Source organism: Glycomyces mayteni (assembly GCF_042428885.1).
Lineage (GTDB): Bacteria > Actinomycetota > Actinomycetes > Mycobacteriales > Micromonosporaceae > Glycomyces > Glycomyces mayteni.
Map to the genome: position 1 here is coordinate 1336387 of NZ_JBHMBP010000001.1, position 17167 is coordinate 1353553.

The 17167-nt window shown below is 71.1% G+C and carries 12 protein-coding genes; 10 read left to right on the forward strand and 2 right to left on the reverse strand.

Features of this window, described 5'->3' with window-relative positions:
- Positions 1–120 precede the first annotated feature (120 nt).
- Positions 121–711 carry a heme-binding beta-barrel domain-containing protein gene (locus tag ACFFXY_RS06140; RefSeq protein WP_382347064.1) on the forward strand — a complete coding sequence of 197 codons (591 nt, stop codon included), beginning with the start codon at positions 121–123 and terminating at the stop codon, positions 709–711.
- On the opposite strand, the gene ACFFXY_RS06145 is transcribed toward ACFFXY_RS06140, so the two are convergent.
- A complete protein-coding gene (locus tag ACFFXY_RS06145; RefSeq protein ID WP_382347067.1) occupies positions 712–3030 on the reverse strand; it encodes a DNA 3'-5' helicase SftH in 2319 nt (772 codons plus the stop codon).
- Between the two features lie 146 nt (positions 3031–3176).
- Here ACFFXY_RS06145 and ACFFXY_RS06150 point away from each other — a divergent pair, with 146 nt between their 5' ends.
- From ACFFXY_RS06150 to ACFFXY_RS06190, 9 genes are all read left to right on the forward strand, one after another.
- A complete protein-coding gene (locus tag ACFFXY_RS06150; protein WP_232014141.1) occupies positions 3177–3536 on the forward strand; it encodes an STAS domain-containing protein in 360 nt (119 codons plus the stop codon).
- Complete coding sequence (locus tag ACFFXY_RS06155) at positions 3533–4054, forward strand: ATP-binding protein (RefSeq protein WP_382347071.1); 522 nt, start codon at positions 3533–3535, stop codon at positions 4052–4054. The genes ACFFXY_RS06150 and ACFFXY_RS06155 overlap by 4 nt, the downstream gene beginning before the upstream one ends.
- Positions 4055–4245: 191 nt before the next feature.
- Entirely contained in the window at positions 4246–6579 is a 2334-nt protein-coding gene (locus ACFFXY_RS06160; RefSeq protein WP_382347074.1) for a sodium-translocating pyrophosphatase, read from the forward strand.
- A gap of 132 nt (positions 6580–6711) precedes the next feature.
- Positions 6712–9471, forward strand: coding sequence for a type I DNA topoisomerase (gene topA / locus ACFFXY_RS06165; RefSeq protein WP_382347077.1), 2760 nt, complete (start codon positions 6712–6714; stop codon positions 9469–9471).
- A 386-nt stretch (positions 9472–9857) separates the two neighbouring features.
- Entirely contained in the window at positions 9858–10928 is a 1071-nt protein-coding gene (locus ACFFXY_RS06170; RefSeq protein WP_382347080.1) for a glycosyltransferase, read from the forward strand.
- 60 nt (positions 10929–10988) lie between these two features.
- Positions 10989–11696 carry a 2-C-methyl-D-erythritol 4-phosphate cytidylyltransferase gene (gene ispD / locus ACFFXY_RS06175; RefSeq protein WP_382347083.1) on the forward strand — a complete coding sequence of 236 codons (708 nt, stop codon included), beginning with the start codon at positions 10989–10991 and terminating at the stop codon, positions 11694–11696.
- Positions 11697–11875: 179 nt separating this feature from the next.
- Positions 11876–12571, forward strand: a complete 696-nt coding sequence (locus tag ACFFXY_RS06180; protein ID WP_382347085.1) for a phosphocholine cytidylyltransferase family protein — start codon at positions 11876–11878, stop codon at positions 12569–12571.
- A gap of 109 nt (positions 12572–12680) precedes the next feature.
- On the forward strand, positions 12681–14423 hold the full coding sequence (locus tag ACFFXY_RS06185; RefSeq protein WP_382347088.1) for a CDP-glycerol glycerophosphotransferase family protein: 1743 nt from the start codon (positions 12681–12683) through the stop codon (positions 14421–14423).
- Between the two features lie 124 nt (positions 14424–14547).
- Positions 14548–16278 (forward strand): stealth family protein, encoded by a 1731-nt coding sequence (locus ACFFXY_RS06190; protein ID WP_382347090.1) that lies wholly within the window; start codon positions 14548–14550, stop codon positions 16276–16278.
- A gap of 48 nt (positions 16279–16326) precedes the next feature.
- Here ACFFXY_RS06190 and ACFFXY_RS06195 read toward each other — a convergent pair whose 3' ends face one another.
- Positions 16327–17166, reverse strand: a complete 840-nt coding sequence (locus ACFFXY_RS06195; protein WP_382347093.1) for a DUF3109 family protein — start codon at positions 17164–17166, stop codon at positions 16327–16329.
- Between the last annotated feature and the right edge of the window lies 1 nt (position 17167).

Below are 17167 nucleotides of genomic sequence, written 5' to 3' on the forward strand. Positions count from 1 at the left end.
GGCGAGGTGCGGACGTAAAGTGGTGGCCGTGGAGACGGCATTGACAGCCGCGCTCGTCATCGCCGCAGGCGCCATGGCGGGCGCGCTCGGCTACTGGACCATCCGAACCGCGAGGAACAAATGAGCGAGCGCGAAGTACCGGCGGAGTTCGCCTCGACCTTCGAGAAGGTCGAGCCCTACCCGTTCGAGGAGACCGACGACCTCAGGCAGGGCCCGAACCTGCACGACGACCTGCTGCCGCTCCTGCCGCTCGTCGGCCGCTGGCGCGGGCGCGGGCAGGGCGGGTACCCGGGGTCCGAGGACTTCCTGTTCGCGCAGGAGGCGTCGTTCCTCCACGACGGCCGCCCGTTCCTGCGCTACCACTCGCGCTCGTGGATCGTCGACCCCGACGGGAAGCCGGTCCGGCCCGCCGCGCAGGAGACCGGCTGGTGGCGCGTCGTCAAGGGCGAGGACCCGAAGAAGCCCGAGATCGAGGTGCTCCTGGCGCACCCGACGGGGGTGCTGGACCTGTACTACGGGCACGTCGACGGCACCAGGATCGAGATCGCCACCGACGCCGTGGTCCGCAGCCCGCAGGCCAAGGAGGTCACCGCGGGCAAGCGGCTCTACGGGATCGTCGAAGGGGCCCTCATGTACGCGCAGGAGATGGCCGCCGAGGGCCACCCGATGAGCCCGCACCTGAGCGCGAGCCTCAACCGCGTCGCGGGGTAGCTAGAAGTCGCCGGGCCAGAGGTCGTCCTCCGGCCCTTCGGCCTTCTCGGCGAAGGTCTTCGCGGTGACCGGGCCCTCGGCCGCCGCCAGGACCTTCTTCAGGAGCGTCAGCGCCCCCGGTTTGCTCAGCGGCTCGTTGCCGTTGCCGCACTTGGGGCTCTGGATGCACGAGGGGCACCCCGAAGTGCAGTCGCACCCGGCGATGGCCTCGCGGGTCGCTTGAAGCCAGTCCGTCCACTTGCGGAACGCCTGCTCGGCGAAGCCCGCGCCCCCGGGATGGCCGTCGTAGACGAACACCGTGGGCAGCTCGGTGTCCATGTGCGCGGCCGTGGACAGGCCCCCGATGTCCCACCGGTCGCACGTGGCGATCAAGGGCAGCAGGCCGATCGAGGCGTGCTCGGCCGCGTGGAGCGAGCCCGCGAGGTCCTTCAGGCCGTCGAGGGACTCCGGGTCCACCGTCCACCACACGGCGACGGTGCGCAGCGTCTGCGGCGGCAGGTCGAGCTGCTGCGTGTCGATCACCTCGCCCGAGGGCAGGCGGCGGCGCTGGTAGGAGATGACGCACGACGTGACCTCCACCTCCCCGAGGCTCAGCGTCACGTCGCCCATCTCCAGGCGCTCGCGCTCCGCGAGGATCTCCAGGTGCGTGATCTCCTGCGCGCTCGTCGTCCACGGCGGCTTCGCCGCGTGCACCAGCGCGAGGCCCTCCTCCAGGTCCAGGTCGTCCACGAGGTACGACTCGCCCTGGTGCAGGTACAGGGCCCCGCGGTGGACGAGGCGGTGCGAGGCGGCCGCGTCGATCGTGCCGATGAGCCGGCCCGTGCTCGTCTCCGCGATGTCCACGCCCATCGGCCCCGACCCGCGCAGCGTCACCTCCGGGCGCTCTGAGCCGACCCAGTAGTACCGGCCCCCGGCCCGCTTGCGCAGGAGCTTCTGCTCGCACAGCTCGTCGGCAACGGCCTTGCTCCCGGGGATCGACGCGAGGTCGGACTCCTTGAGCGGCAGCTCCTCGGCGGCCAGGCACAGGTGCCCGGCGAGCACGTACGGGTTCGACGGGTCGCACACCGACGCCTCCACCGGGCGGTCGAAGATCGCCTCCGGGTGGTGCACCAGGAACGTGTCGAGCGGGTCGTCCTTCGCGAGCATCACCGCGAGCGCCTCGGTGTCGCCGCGGCCCGCGCGCCCGATCTGCTGCCAGAACGAGGCGAGGCGCCCCGGATACCCGCACAGGAGCACCGCGTCCAGGCCCGTCACGTCGATGCCCAGCTCCAGGGCGTTCGTCGTCGCGACCCCGAGCAGGCGCCCCTCGCGCAGGTCCGCCTCCAGGTCCCGGCGGTGCTCGCGCAGGTACCCGGCCCGGTACGCGGCGACGCGGCCCGCCGCCGGGTCCGCGCCGAGCCGCGACTTCGCTTCGGCCGCAACGATCTCCGCGCCGCGGCGGGAGGGCACGAACGCGAGCGTGCGCACCCCGCGGCGCACCAGCTGCGCGAGCATCCGCGCGGTCTCCGAGAGCGTGGACGCCTGCTGCGGCTCCCCTTCGACCTCGTACGTCACCGGCTCCCACAGGGCCACCGTGGCGCCCGGGGAGGGCGAGGAGTCGACGGTGACGGCGGTCGCGGGCCGTCCGGTGAGGACCGACAGCGAGGCCGCGGGGTCGGCGGCGGTGGCGCTGGCGGCGATGACGACGGGGCTGGCGCCGTAGTGCTCGGCGAGGCGCAGGAGGCGCCGCAGCGTCAGGGCCACGTGGGCGCCGAAGACGCCGCGGTAGACGTGGCACTCGTCGACGACGACGTACTTGAGGTCCTTCAGCAGCGAGCGCCACATGCGGTGGCGGGGGAGCAGCGAGTGGTGGAGCAGGTCGGGGTTGGACAGGACGAGGTTCGCGAACCGCTGCGCCCACTGGCGGTGCTCGAACGGGGTGTCGCCGTCGACGATCGCGGGGATGAGCCCGGGGACGTCGAACTCGGCGACGGCGCGGGCCTGGTCGGCGGCGAGGGCCTTGGTGGGGGCGAGGTAGAGGGTGCGGCCGGGCCCGTCGGCGGCGGCCTCGGTGAGCAGCGGCAGCAGGTACGCGAGGGACTTCCCGGAGGCGGTGCCGGTGGCGATGACGGTGTCGCGGCCCTCGAAGGCGTGCGTGGCGGCCTCGGCCTGGTGCGGCCACGGCAGCGTGATCCCGGTGTCCCCCAAGGCTTTGCGGACCTCGTCGGGGACCCACTCGGGCCAGGCGGCGCGCACGGAGGCCCGCGCGGGGAGCTTCCGGAGGTGGCGCACCCCGCCGTCCTCGGAGTCGAGGGCGGCGATGAGCTGGTCGGCTGACATCCTGCAATGATGCCGCAACGGGCCGACACCCGGCCTCCGGCGACAGTGCCCGCCCGCATATCGGTCATACGCTCCCGGCTCCTGTCCACTCGGAACGCAGTACGCTTATGGGCCAAGACACACTCCAGCCAGCTAGGAGAGACGGCGTGAGGGGAACTTCAGGCGACGGGGCGCCCGAGCCCGAACTGGGGCTGGGCCTTTCGACCGTCGGCGACTACGCGGTCATCAGCGTCACCGGCGAGATCGACATGTACACCGCGCCGCAGCTTCGCGAAGCCGTCCGACAGCTCTCCTCCGAGGGGCGCATGCGGGTCGCCATCGACCTGACGCCCACCGAGTTCTGCGACTCCACCGGCCTGGGCGTCCTCATCGGCGCCCGCCGCCGCCTCTCCGACGCCGGGGGCAGCCTCGTGGTCGTGTGCGCCAACCCCCGCATCCGCAAGCTCCTCGACCTCACCGGCCTGGACAAGGTCCTCGACGTGAGGGAAGCGGTGCCCGGCGAGTGAACGGCTCCAGGCACGACCGCACCGGTGGAAGGCGGCCGGAGCCCGCGACGGTCAGGTTCGCCTTCACCCCCGCCGCCGCCTACGTGCGCGCCGCGCGGCTCGTCGCCGCGGACGTCGCGGCCCGCTCGGGCGTCGCCACGGGGCTCCTCGACGAGGTGCGCCAGGCCGTCGGCGAGGCGTGCACGCGCGCGGTCCTGCGGCACAGGGACCGCGGTCTGCGCGACCTCGTGCGCGTAGAGTTTTCGATCGGTGATCGTTTTGTAGCGAAAATCACCGACAACGCGCAGGATCTGCGCGCGCGCTCCGGGGACCGGGTCGGCGCGGGCACCGTCGGCGGCGATGCGCGAGCGAACGATCACGACGCGCTCGAAGAGGACACCCTCTCCGAGGAGATCACCCTCATCGTCCTCGGCGGGCTGGTCGAAGACCTGGTGGTGACCGGTCCCGACGCCGACGGGGGGACCACCGTCAGCATGTCGTGGCCGCTGCCGGGGTCCGGTTCGCAGTCCGACCACTGAGGTCCTGCACACCCCCGCGGGGGCGCGTGACCGAACCCACTCCGAAAGCCCTCATCTCGTTACACTCCGCACGTTAAGTCAGCCGCGTCGCCAAGCGCGGCACCGGCCGCCCGCTTCCCCGGAGCGGCCCCCTACGTGTCTGCGAAGGAGCGCGCCCTGCCTGCGCTGCTTCTTTTCTATGGAGGAACTACATGCATACGTTGCTCGCCAACGGCGACGAGAGCGTAGGCGCGCTGGAAGGCGCGAACCTCAGCCTCGTCGTGCTCGCGGCCGTGCTGGCGCTCATCGCGCTCGGCGGCGCCGCGGCGCTCGTCAAGAGCATCCTGGGCGCCGGGACCGGCACCGACAAGATGCGCGAGATCTCCGGCGCCGTCCAGGAAGGCGCCTCCGCCTACCTGAACCGCCAGTTCAAGGCCCTGGGGATCTTCGTCGTCATCGCCGTGGTCCTGCTGTTCCTGCTCCCGGCCGAAGGCGGCACGGACGTCCGCGTCGGACGGAGCGTGTTCTTCATCGTCGGCGCCGTGTTCAGCTCGTTCATCGGCTGGGCGGGCATGAGCATGGCGACCCGCGCGAACGTGCGCGTGGCCGCGGCCGCCCGCGACGGCAAGCCGACCACCGCGATGCACCTGGCCTTCCGCACCGGCGGCGTGGTCGGGTTCATGACCGTGGGCCTGGGCCTGCTCGGCGCCTCGGTCGTGGTCTTCATCTACAACGCCGACGCGCCGGTGGTCCTGGAGGGCTTCGGCTTCGGCGCCGCGCTCCTGGCCATGTTCATGCGCGTCGGCGGCGGCATCTTCACCAAGGCCGCCGACGTCGGCGCCGACCTCGTCGGCAAGGTCGAGCAGGGCATCCCCGAGGACGACCCGCGCAACCCGGCGACCATCGCCGACAACGTGGGCGACAACGTCGGCGACTGCGCCGGCATGGCCGCGGACCTGTTCGAGTCCTACGCCGTCGTGCTCGTCGCGAGCCTCATCCTCGGCCGCGCCGCGTTCGGCGAGACCGGGCTGATCCTGCCGCTGCTGGTGGCCTCCGTCGGCATCGTCGTCGCGATCCTCGGCGTCGTCATCACGCGCATGCGCGCCTCCGACGCCTCGGGCCTGACCGCGATCAACCGCGCGTTCTACATCTCCGCGGTGGCGGCCGCGGCCCTGACCGCGGCGGCCGTCGTCTGGTACGTCCCCACGTCGTGGTCCGAGCTCGGCGGCAAGATCTCCGCCGAGGACATCGCCGACATCCCGGTGAACCCGCAGGTCCTCGCGATCGTCGCGGTCCTCATCGGCATCGCCCTGGCCGCCGCGATCCTGGCGCTCACCGGCTACTACACCGACACCCGGTACAAGCCCACGAAGACCGTCTCGGCCTCGACCCGCACGGGCGCGGCCACGAACATCCTGTCGGGCTTCTCGCTCGGCCTGGAGTCGGCGGTCTACACGGCGCTCACCATCGCCGCGGCCGTCCTCGGCGCGTACCTGCTCGGCGGCGGGGTCTTCCTCGTCTCCCTGTTCGCGGTCGCGCTCGCGGGCTGCGGCCTGCTCACCACCGTCGGCGTCATCGTCGCAATGGACACCTTCGGGCCCATCAGCGACAACGCGCAGGGCGTCGCGGAGATGTCCGGCGACGTCGAGGGCGACGCCGCGCGCACCCTCACCGACCTGGACGCGGTGGGCAACACCACCAAGGCCATCACCAAGGGCATCGCGATCGCGACCGCGGTCCTGGCCGCGACCGCCCTGTTCGGGTCCTACACCGACGCGGTGGCCTCCGAGGGCCTCGCGGGCGGCGCGCTGTTCGAGACGCTGAACATCGCCGACCCGGTCAACATCGTGGGCTTCATCATCGGCGCGAGCGTCGTGTTCCTGTTCTCCGGCCTCGCCGTCAACGCCGTCGCCCGCTCCGCCGGGTCCGTCGTCAACGAGGTCCGCGACCAGTTCGCGCGCTTCCCCGGGATCATGGAGGGCACGCAGCGGCCCGAGTACGGCCGCGTCGTGGACATCTGCACCCGCGACGCCCAGCGCGAGCTGGTCACCCCGGGCCTGCTCGCGATCACCGCGCCCATCGCCGTCGGCTTCGGCCTCGGCGTGGGCCCGCTCGCGGCGTACCTCGCCGGCGCGATCGCGTGCGGCGTCCTCATGGCCGTCATGCTCGCGAACTCGGGCGGCGCCTGGGACAACGCGAAGAAGGACGTCGAGGACGGCGCGCACGGCGGCAAGGGCTCCGAGGCCCACGCCGCGGCGGTCATCGGCGACACCGTCGGCGACCCGTTCAAGGACACCGCGGGCCCGGCCATCAACCCGCTGCTGAAGGTCATGAACCTGGTGAGCCTCATCATCGCCCCCGCCGTCGTGGTCTACACGGTCGACGGCGTCGGCGACGAGGCCGGCGGCCCGATCCGCTGGATCATCGCGGGCCTGGCCGTGGCCGCGCTCGTGACCGCGATCGTCGTCTCCAAGCGCCGCTCCTCGGTGGTGGAGGCGGGGGAAGCCCGCACCCCGGAGCAGCGTGAGTCGGTCGAGGTCGGCTAGCTTTCCGGGTCGTTGAACCGGCGTGTGCCCCGTTCCATCGGAACGGGGCACACCCATACTCAGGGGACGCAGTGCGGAAGCGTGAGCTACCGTAACGATTCGAGTGCATTTTCCGAGTGAACGGTGGGAGCAGTGCCGGACATCAAACGCCTGGTCATCGTGGAGTCGCCGACGAAGGCCAAGAAAATCTCCGCGTACCTCGGCCCCGGCTACATCGTCGACTCCTCTTTGGGTCACATCCGCGACCTGCCGCGGTCGGCGAAGGAGATCCCCGCCAAGTACAAGGACAAGGCCTGGTCGCGGCTGGGGGTCGACGTCGACAACGACTTCGCGCCGCTCTACATCGTCAACCCCGACCGCTCCGCCCATGTGAAGAAGCTCAAGGGCTACCTCGCGGAGGTCGACGAGCTCCTGCTCGCCACCGATGAGGACCGCGAGGGCGAGGCCATCGCGTGGCACCTCCTCGAAGTGCTCAAGCCGAAGATCCCCGTCAAGCGGATGGTCTTCCACGAGATCACCGAGCAGGCGATCCTCGACGCGGCCGCGCACCCGCGCGAGCTCAACCAGGACCTGGTGGACGCCCAGGAGGGGCGGCGCATCCTCGACCGGCTCTACGGCTACGAGGTGAGCCCGGTCCTGTGGAAGAAGGTCATGCCGCGGTTGTCGGCCGGGCGCGTCCAGTCCGTGGCCACGCGCATCGTCGTCGAGCGCGAGCGCGCCCGCATGGCGTTCCGCGCCGCCGACTACTGGGACGTGACCGCCGAGCTCGCCACCGCCGACGGCCAGTCGTTCAAGGCCGGGCTCATCGCCGTCGACGGCGACCGGGTCGCCACCGGCAAGGACTTCGAGCCGACCACCGGCAAGGTGAAGGGCAACGTCGTCCACCTCGACGAGGCGGGCGCGCGCGGCCTGGCCGGACGCCTGGAGGGGCGCGGCTTCACCGTCCTCAAGGTCGAGAAGAAGCCGTACCGGCGCCGCCCGTACCCCCCGTTCATCACCTCGACGCTCCAGCAGGAGGCCGGGCGCAAGCTGCGGCTCTCCAGCGCGCAGGCCATGCGGGTCGCCCAGCGGCTCTACGAGAACGGCCACATCACCTACATGCGGACCGACTCGACGAACCTGTCCGCGACCGCGATCAGCGCGGCCCGGGCGCAGGCCGCCGAGCTGTACGGCGCGCAGTACGTGCCCGCCGAGCCGCGCTCCTACGCGCGGAAGGTCAAGAACGCGCAGGAGGCGCACGAGGCCATCCGGCCCGCCGGGGACCGCTTCGCGACCCCGCAGGAGCTGCGCGGGCAGCTCTCCGCCGAGGAGTACCGGCTGTACGAGCTCATCTGGCGGCGCACGCTCGCGTCGCAGATGGTCGACGCGACCGGGAACTCCACGTCGGTGCGGACCCGCGGCGTCACCGAGGCGGGGGAGGAGGCCGACTTCGCGGCCTCCGGCAAGACCATCACGAACCCGGGCTTCCTGCTCGCCTACGTCGAGTCCATCGAGGAGGGCGACGCGGACGACGCGGAGAAGCGCCTCCCCGAGCTGGCCGAGCGCCAGGCGCTCGCCGAGCGCGGCCTGGAGGCCGTCGGGCACACCACGCAGCCGCCCGCCCGCTACACCGAGGCGAGCCTGCTCAAGGCCCTGGAGGAGCGCGGGATCGGCCGGCCCTCCACCTATTCCTCGATCATGCAGACCATCCAGGACCGCGAGTACGTCTTCAAGAAGGGCCAGGCGCTCGTGCCCGCGTTCCGCGCGTTCGCGGTCGTCGGGCTGCTGGAGCGCCACTTCCCGCGCCTGGTGGACTACGACTTCACCGCCGGGATGGAGGACGAGCTCGACAGCGTCGCCGCCGGGCAGGAGTCCCGCGAGGAGTTCCTGCGCAAGTTCTACTTCGGCGGCGAGGACAAGGAGGGGACCGTCGCGGCCTCGGGCGGGCTCCGGCACATGGTCGAGGAGGAGCTGGCGAAGATCGACGCGCGCCAGGTCAACTCGATCCCCCTGTACACCGACGCCCAGCAGCGGCAGGTCGTGGCGCGGGTCGGCCGGTACGGGCCGTACCTGGAGCGGACCACGCCCGCGCAGGCCGAGGCCGGGGAGCCCGGCGAGCGCGTCTCGGTCCCCGAGTCGGTGGCCCCCGACGAGCTGACCGAGGCGAAGGTCGAGGAGCTGTACGAGCTCGGGTCCGCCGAGGGCGAGCTGGGGACGCACCCCGAGACCGGGGAGCCGGTGTTCGCCAAGAGCGGCCGGTACGGGCCGTACGTGACGTCGGGCGAGAAGTCCTCGTCGCTGCTGACGGGCCAGAAGCTCTCGGAGCTCACCCTCGACGACGCCGTGCGGCTCTTGACGCTGCCGCGCCTGGTCGGGAAGGACGCCGAGGGCGAGGAGATCCGCACGGGCCTGGGCCCGCACGGGCCGTACGTGAAGAAGGGCCGCGACTACCGCTCGCTCGACCGGGAGGAGCAGCTGTTCTCGCTGACCCTCGAAGAGGCCGAGAAGCTGCTCGCGCAGCCGAAGACCCGCGGGCGCCAGCAGCGGGCGCAGACGCTCCTCAAGGAGCTGGGGCCCGACCCGGTCACCGGCAAGGAGGTCTCGCTCAAGGACGGGCGCTTCGGCCCGTACGTGACTGACGGGGAGACGAACGCGTCGATCCGCAAGACCGACTCCGTCGAGGACCTGACGATCGACCGCGCGGCCGAGCTGCTCGCCGAGCGGCGCGAGAAGGTCGCCTCGGGCGTCGTCCCGGCGAAGAAGACCGCGAAGAAGGCGGCCAAGAAGACCGCCGCGAAGAAGACGGCCGCCAAGAAGACGGCGGTGAAGAAGGCCGCCGTGAAGAAGACCGCGGCCAAGAAGGCCGCGGTGAAGAAGGCTGCGGCCAAGAAGGCCGCGCAGAAGCCCGAGTAGCGGCCCCGGACCACAGGCCCGGCCCCGGTTGACGGGGCCGGGCCTCCGCTTTGCCCGAGTGGTCGGGTTTCGCCGATATGTGGCATGTCTGACACCCGAATGCGCCCGGCCACGTCCCGCCTCGGCGCGTCCCCCTACGGTTCAACCGTTCGTAAACTAATTTCTGCTTGGATGCAACCTCGTCCGGGGTCCGGCGCGTCAAGGCTTTGCGGACACCGCTCGATGCGGAGCGACGATCGTCCGATGTGGCTGAAGACGGCAATTCTTCGAAAGCGGGTTTCGAGTACATGCGAATCACATTTCTGGTCCGTAACATCTGGGGCATCGGCGGTACCATCAAGACCACCCTCAACACCGCGGAAGCCCTGGTAGACCTCGGTCACGACGTGACGATCGCATCATTCGTCAGACACAAGAAGAAATCCGACTTCACCATCGACCCACGCATCACAGTGGTCAATCTGTGGGACACCCGCACTCCGGAGAAGGGCGGCGAGCGCCTTTCATTCGTCGAGCGCTGGCAGGCGAAGCGGCATTCATTCCTGGACGTCGACAAAGTGAACAACCAGGGCGAGTCCTCGAAACTCCTCGACCTGCGCGTCAAGCGCTATCTCGAAGGCGCCGAGACCGATGTCGTGGTCGGCACGCAGGTGTCGGTGAACCTGTACATGGCCGAGTACGGCCGCCCCGAGAAGTACGCCATGGTCGCCCAGGAGCACATGTACCTCGACCACTACCGGCCCGAGGTCCGCAAGCGCATCGAGGCCCAGTACCCCAAGCTCGACGCGATCGTCACCATCACCGAGGCCGACGCCGCCGTCTACCACGAGGCGTTCCCCGGCCTGGGCGACAAGATCGCGTGCATCCCCAACTCGATCCCGCCGAGCTCCCGGCCCGCCGCCGAGCTCGCCGAGCCGCTCATCATGACCGCCGGCCGCCTCACCGGCATGAAGGGCTTCGACACGCTCGTCAAGGCGTTCTCGCAGGTCGCCGAGGAGTTCCCGGAGTGGCGGCTCAAGATCTTCGGTCGCGGGCCCAACAAGGACAAGCTCCTGGCGATGATCGCCGAGCTCGGCCTCGACGGCCGCGTGGAGCTGCCCGGGCCCGTGACGCCCCTCGACGCCGAGTGGGAGAAGGCCTCCATCGCGGCGATCCCCTCCCGGTTCGAGCCGTTCGGGCTCGTCATCGTCGAGGCGATGGCCGCCGGGCTGCCGGTGGTGTGCAGCGCCGTCAAGCACGGGCCGCTGGAGATCATCCAGAGCGAGGAGAACGGCCTGCTCGTGCCGCCGATGAAGCCGACCGCGCTCGCGAACGCGCTGCGCCGGCTCATGGGCGACCCGCGGCTGCGCCGCAAGCTCGCCGACGCGGGCCGGTCCACCGCGAAGCGGTACGAGCCCGGCGAGGTCGTCGGGCTCCACGTGGCCGTGTTCGAGAAGGTCGCGCGCGCCCGCGCCTGAGCCGGAGCGGGCGCTTGTAGATTGAGCGGCGACCCGCCCCCGAGCCTTTGGAGACGCGCTGTGCCGAGTGAACCGACGATCGCGGCCGTGCTCGCCGGGGGGACCGGCGCCCGCATGGGCGCCGGCCTGCCCAAGCAGCTCCTCGACGTCGCCGGGAAGCCCGTGCTGCGGCACACCCTGGAGGCGTTCGAGGCGAGCGCGGCGGTGGACCGGATCGTGCTCGTCATGGCCGAGGGCCACCACGAAGCGGCCTGGAACATAGCCAAAGCCGCAAATGTGACAAAACTCTCGGCGGTGATCGGCGGCGGGGCGACCCGCGCCGACTCCTCCGTGGCGGCGATCCGGTGGGCCCAGGAGGCCGCCGGACCCGGTGCGAAGCTGCTCGTCCACGACGCCGCGAGGATGCTCGTCACCGGCCGGATCATCGCCGATGTCGCTGCGGCCCTTGACGAATGGGAGGCGGTGACCGCCGCGGTCCCGTCGTCCGACACCGTCGTGGAGACCGAGGGCGGGCGCATCACCGCCGTCCCCGACCGGGCCCGGCTCGCCCGCGTCCAGACCCCGCAGGGCTTCCGGCTCGGGCTCATCGCCGCCGCGCACGAGGCGGCGGCCGCCGACCCCGGCTTCACGCCCACCGACGACTGCTCCGTGGTCCTGCGCTACCGCCCTGACGTGCCCGTCCGCATCGTCGAGGGCGCCGAGCGGAACCTCAAGGTGACCGGCCCGGAGGACCTCCGCATCGCCGCGGCGCTCCTCGGAGCGCCGTGAGCCGCGCCCCGGAAACGCCGGTGCGGTCACCGCCGGTCGGGCCCCGGTCACGGGCCGCATGATCAGCGGATTCTCATGTGACGGTCACGTAAACCTTGCGTTGGCGACTGCGTCACCGGCCGTTCAGCTAGGTAAACTGCACCAATCCAGCACCTAAACCGAACGAGGTGGCACTCGACATGTCCACGAACATCGTGATCCTCGCGGCCGGCGTCGGCTCCCGGCTCGGCAAACCGCACCCCAAGCCCCTGACGCCCCTGAACACCGGGGAGACGATCCTCGGCCGCTCGCTGCGCCTGCTCACCTCCCGGTTCAGCCGCCACTCCATCCACCTCGTCGTCGGCTTCAAGAAGGAGATGATCATGGAGGAGGTGCCCGACGTCGGCTTCATCTACAACCAGGCCTACGGCGACACCAACACCTCCAAGAGCCTCCTCAAGGCCTTCAGCATCCTCGGCCCCGGCGGGGTCCTGTGGCTCAACGGCGACGTCGTCTTCGACCCGCAGGTCCTCGACGTGCTCCTCCCGCACATCGCCATGGACCACTCGTTCGTCGCCGTCAACACCGCGAAGGTCTCCGACGAGGAGGTCAAGTACACCCTCGGCGCCGACGGCTACATCGCCAAGCTCTCCAAGCAGGTCCACGACGGCGCCCTCGGCGAGGCCGTGGGCATCAACTACGTCTCCGCCGACGACCGCGCGCTCGTCGCCAAGCGCCTCGCCGAGGTCGACGACCAGGACTACTTCGAGGGCGGCATCGAGCTCGCCATCGCGAAGGACGGCGTCAAGTTCGAGGCCGTCGACATCTCCGCGCACAACGTCATCGAAGTCGACTTCGCCGAGGACCTCAACAGCGTCAACCGCGCGTTCAAGTAGGCCCCGCCCCCGTCCCGCCCTCGAAGGCCGCCCCGAACCCGCGTGGCACCGTCGCCGACGCCCCCCAGCATCACCACGACACCGACCATTCGAGCAAAGGCACGCCAAGTTGTTGAAGAAGCTGCTCAAGTCACGGACCTTCCTGCCCACCGCGTCGGGGGCCGCGGCGCTGGCCCTGGCCCTCACCGCCTGGCAGGCCCCGTGGCCGCCGCTCCTCCTCGCGCTCGTCGCGTTCGCGGGCGTGGCCCGCCGGACCACCGAGAACATCGCGAACCTCCGGGCCGCCCGCATCGTCGCCTCCACCGCCGTGCTCGTCGCGGTGTGGCAGGTCAGCGGGTTCGAGCGGTGGCCCCTCCTGGCGGCCGGGGTGCTCATCGCCCTGTTCGCCGTCTCCTCCGACATCGTCGACCGGGCGCTGAACGTCGGCTACCTGCTCTCGGTCAACCTCGACGTCGAGCGCAGCACCCGCGAGCGCTGGTCCACGCCGCCGGTGATCGTCCGCATCATGAGCGCCCTGGGCCTGGCGTACGTCGCCGCCGCGGCCGTCCCCGCCGGCTACTCGGCGGCGGTGGACTGGGTGTTCCTGCTGCTCGCGCTCGCCTCGTTCGGCTGGACCGGCCAGGCGTTCCTCTCCGGGTACTTCCACCGGCGGCGCGAGTCCCACCCGGTCGACGGGCGCGTCATGACCGCCGTGACCCGGCTCCAGCCGAAGTTCATCGTCTACTTCGCGGGCGCCCGCGCCTCGGAGTACCAGCTCAACATGTGGCTGCCGTACTTCGAGAAGGTCGGCGACCCGTACCTGATCCTCATCCGCGACCGGTACCTCTACGACGGCATCGTGTCCCGCACCGAGGCGCCCGTGGTGCTCGTCCCGGCCCAGTCGGTGCTCGACACGATCCTCCCCGAGAGCGTGCGCGCCTGCTACTACGTCAACCACGCGATCAAGAACGCGCAGCTCATCAAGCTCGACAAGTACCTCCACGTGCAGCTCATGCACGGCGACTCCGACAAGGCCATCAGCCGCAGCCCCGTCTCGCTCATGTACGACCGGGTGTTCGTCGCCGGGCAGGCCGGGGTCGACCGGTACCACCGGTACGGCGTGGACATCCCGAACTACAAGTTCAAGAAGATCGGCCGCCCGCAACTGCACGACCTGCGCGTCGGCGACCGCGAGAAGGCCGAGGGCGAGCGCAAGGTGGTCCTGTACACGCCCACCTGGACCGGCCTGACCGCCGACGTCAACTACTCGTCCCTCAAGCAGGGCAAGAAGATCGTGCAGGCGCTGCTGGAGCGCGACATCACGCTCGTGTTCCGCACCCACCCGTACACCAAGACCAACGCCGCGTACCTCGCGCTCGCCGCGGAGATCAAGTCGATCATCGCCGCCGACGCCGCGAAGACCGGCCGCCCGCACCTGTGGGGCGCGCAGGCCGAGTCGCGCGTGTCGCTCACCGACTGCATCAACGCCGCCGACGTCGCGATCTCCGACATCTCCGGGACCGCCTCCGACTGGCTCTACAGCGGCCGCCCGTTCGCGATGACCGACCCGAAGGGCTACCGCGAGCGGTACCTCGACGAGTTCCCGCTCGCGAAGGCCGCGTACCTGCTCGACCCGAAGGCCGGGAACATCGAGGAGGTCCTCGACGAGCTGCTGCTGCACGACACCAAGGCCGCGGTGCGCGCCGAGGTCCGCGAGTACTACCTCGGGGACTTCGCGCCCGACGAGCTCATCGGCGTGTTCACCGACGAGGTCAAGGCCACGTACGCCGAACCGGTCCGCAAGACCGCGCTCGGCGAGTCCGCGATCCCCTCGATGGCCCGCAAAGAGGCGCAAGGGTCTGGAGTGGCGTGAGCGACGCCCCGGCGTGATCCAGGGCCGCCGCGCCCCCGGGGCGTCCTCGCGCGCGCCATGAGCGGTTAACCTGATGGTCGACTTCGAGTAGACGATCGGACGGAGAACTGTGGTAGCCGGTTCGGTGAAAGGGCTTGTCAAGCGCGCGGTCCCCGCGCCGCTGTGGGAGCGGCTGCGCGAGCTCCGGCGGTCGCTGAAGACGGGCGCGCGCGGCAGACGGGAGGCCCGCGCGGCCGCCCGCACCCAGGACCGGCTCCTCGCCGCCGACCCTGGCCTGCGGGCCGTCGAGGCCGACGGCCTGCCGATGGTCGGGCGCGTCGTGGACGCCTTCACCGGCGCCGACGCGGCCGAAGCGCACCTCGTGGACGTCGTGGGCGCGGCCGAGGCCGCCGGGATCGGGTACTTCCTCGTCCGCGGCAAGACCCACCTGCGCCACGTCGTGGGCGTCCGCGGCGGCGACCGCGCGGCGTTCCTCGCCGCGATGCGCGAGCGCTTCGGGGCCTCCGAGTACTACGTGGGCCGCCCCGAGGGCGGGATCTCCAACGAGTTCACGGCGGGCCCGTTCCCGTTCGCGGGCGAGCTGCCCGGCCGCCTCGCGACCGCGCGGGTCCTGCGCTTCGGGCGCCTGCTGCTGGGCCCGCAGGGCCAGCTCCTGTCCGGGCTCGAACTCGGCTGCGACGTCGAGTTCTGGGACGAGGCCGACGCGCTCGGGAACGACCCGAAGTTCCTTGAGCGCCAAGAGAAGCTCAAGGTCCGCATCCCCCCGGCGATGTTCGCCGGGGCCTGGGTCGCCCCGCGCGCCAACGAGGTCGCCGACGTGCTGCCCGCCGAGGCCCGCGTCCCCGCGCACCGCGTCGTCGGCGAGCGCAAGTTCGACACGTTCGAGCCGTTCAACCGCAAGCTCGTGGACGACGTGGACTTCCCCGTGGACGCCGTCTACATGTGGGTCGACGGCGACGACCCGGTCTGGGCCGCCAGCCGCGCCGAGCACCTCGGCGAGGGCGTCTCCAAGATCGCCTCCGCCGCCTCGAACTTCGTCAGCCGCGACGAGCTGAAGTACTCGCTGCGCTCGCTCCACGCGTTCGCGCCGTACATCAGGAACGTGTACATCGTGACCGCCGGGCAGACCCCGCACTGGCTCGATCCGCAGGCCCAGGGCGTGCGGATCGTGGACCACTCGGAGATCTTCGCGGACCCGACGGTGCTCCCGGTGTTCAACTCGCAGGCCATCGAGGCGCAGCTCCACCGCATCCCGGGCCTGTCGGACCGGTACCTGGTGCTCAACGACGACACGTTCTTCCGCCGCCCCTCGACGCCCTCGAACTTCTTCCACGCCAACGGGATCATCAAGGTGCCGTTCTCGCCCGCGCAGATCGGCCTGGGCCGCCCGCAGGCCGAGGAGGCCGCGCCGAGCTCGGCGGGCAAGAACGTGCGGGCGCTCCTGGAGGCGGACTTCGACCGGTTCATCGCCTCGAAGTTCAAGCACGTGCCGCACCCGCAGATCCGGACCCTCGCCGAGGAGCTGGAGGAGCGGTACGCCGACGAGGTGCGCACGACGACGGCGTCGCGGTTCCGCGCGCCCGACAACATCAACTTCGCGACGGCGCTGCACCACCACTACGCGCTGTTCACCGGCAAGGCCGTGCCGGGGGCGTTCCGGCTCCAGTACATCGACGTGACCGCGCCGGGCGCGCCCGAGCGGCTCGCGGAGCTGGAGGCGGACCGGAGCACGGACACGTTCTGCCTCAACGACGTGGACACCAACGAGGGCAACGCGGCGCGGATCGACGCGCTCGTGCGCGGGTTCCTGGAGCGGATGTTCCCGTTCCCGTCCCCTTGGGAGAAGCGGGCTTAAGACGGGGAAAGGGGAGGCCCGGCGGTGATCCGCCGGGCCTCCTCCGCGCTAGCGCGCGCGCTCGGCGGGGCTGGGGACCAGCCGCACCGGCGGGGGCAGCGGGGTCGGGCCGTTCGCGGCCGTCGCGGGGTGCGGGGCGACGAGGCCGCGGCGCTCGCGCTCGTCGCACAGGTCCGCGAGCTTCTCGTAGGCCGCGGCCCCGAGCAGCTCGGTCAGCTCCACGGCGTACGAGAGGTACACGGGCTCGACGGCGGTGTGGGCGAGCGGCGAACTCGTGCACCACCAGTCGAAGTCGTGGCCGCCCGGGCCCCAGGAGGCGCGGTCGAACTCGGTGATGAGGGTGACGGACACGTCGGTGCCGTCGGCGCGGTGCTCGGTCTTGAAGTCGCGCTTGACGGGGAGCTGCCAGCACACCTCGGGCTTGTACTCCATCGGGTGGACGCCGTCGCGCATCGCCTGCTGGTGCAGGGCGCACCCGGCTCCCGCGGGGAAGCCCTCGCGGTTGTGGAAGACGCACGCGCCGTCCACGACCGCGGTCTTCTTCGCGGGCTCCTCCTCGCCCTCGTCGTTCTCCAGGGTGTCGTCGACGATGGTGTGCTTCCACTTGCGGTGGAGCTGCCAGGTCTCGGGCGTGAGCTTCTTGACGACTTCGCGGGTGCGGCGGATGTCGGCCTCGTCGGTGTAGAACGCGCCGTGGAGGCAGCACCCGTCGGCGGGCTGGTTCGCCTCGATCCCGGGGCAGCCCCCCTGGTCGGGGTGCTTCCCGAAGATGCAGCCCCAGCGGGACAGGAGCCAGGTCAGGTCCGCGCGGACCATCGTGTCGGAGTCAGCGGGATCGAAGAACTCGACCCACTCGCGGTCGAAGCCCGCGGGCACCTCGTCGGTCATC

Excerpts from the sequence above, each read along its gene's own strand:
- ACFFXY_RS06140 (WP_382347064.1), top strand. The coding sequence starts at position 121 with ATGAGCGAGCGCGAAGTACCGGCGGAGTTCGCCTCGACCTTCGAGAAG.
- ACFFXY_RS06145 (WP_382347067.1), bottom strand. The coding sequence starts at position 3,030 with ATGTCAGCCGACCAGCTCATCGCCGCCCTCGACTCCGAGGACGGCGGG.
- ACFFXY_RS06160 (WP_382347074.1), top strand. The coding sequence starts at position 4,246 with ATGCATACGTTGCTCGCCAACGGCGACGAGAGCGTAGGCGCGCTGGAA.
- ACFFXY_RS06180 (WP_382347085.1), top strand. The coding sequence starts at position 11,876 with ATGTCCACGAACATCGTGATCCTCGCGGCCGGCGTCGGCTCCCGGCTC.
- ACFFXY_RS06195 (WP_382347093.1), bottom strand. The coding sequence starts at position 17,166 with ATGACCGACGAGGTGCCCGCGGGCTTCGACCGCGAGTGGGTCGAGTTC.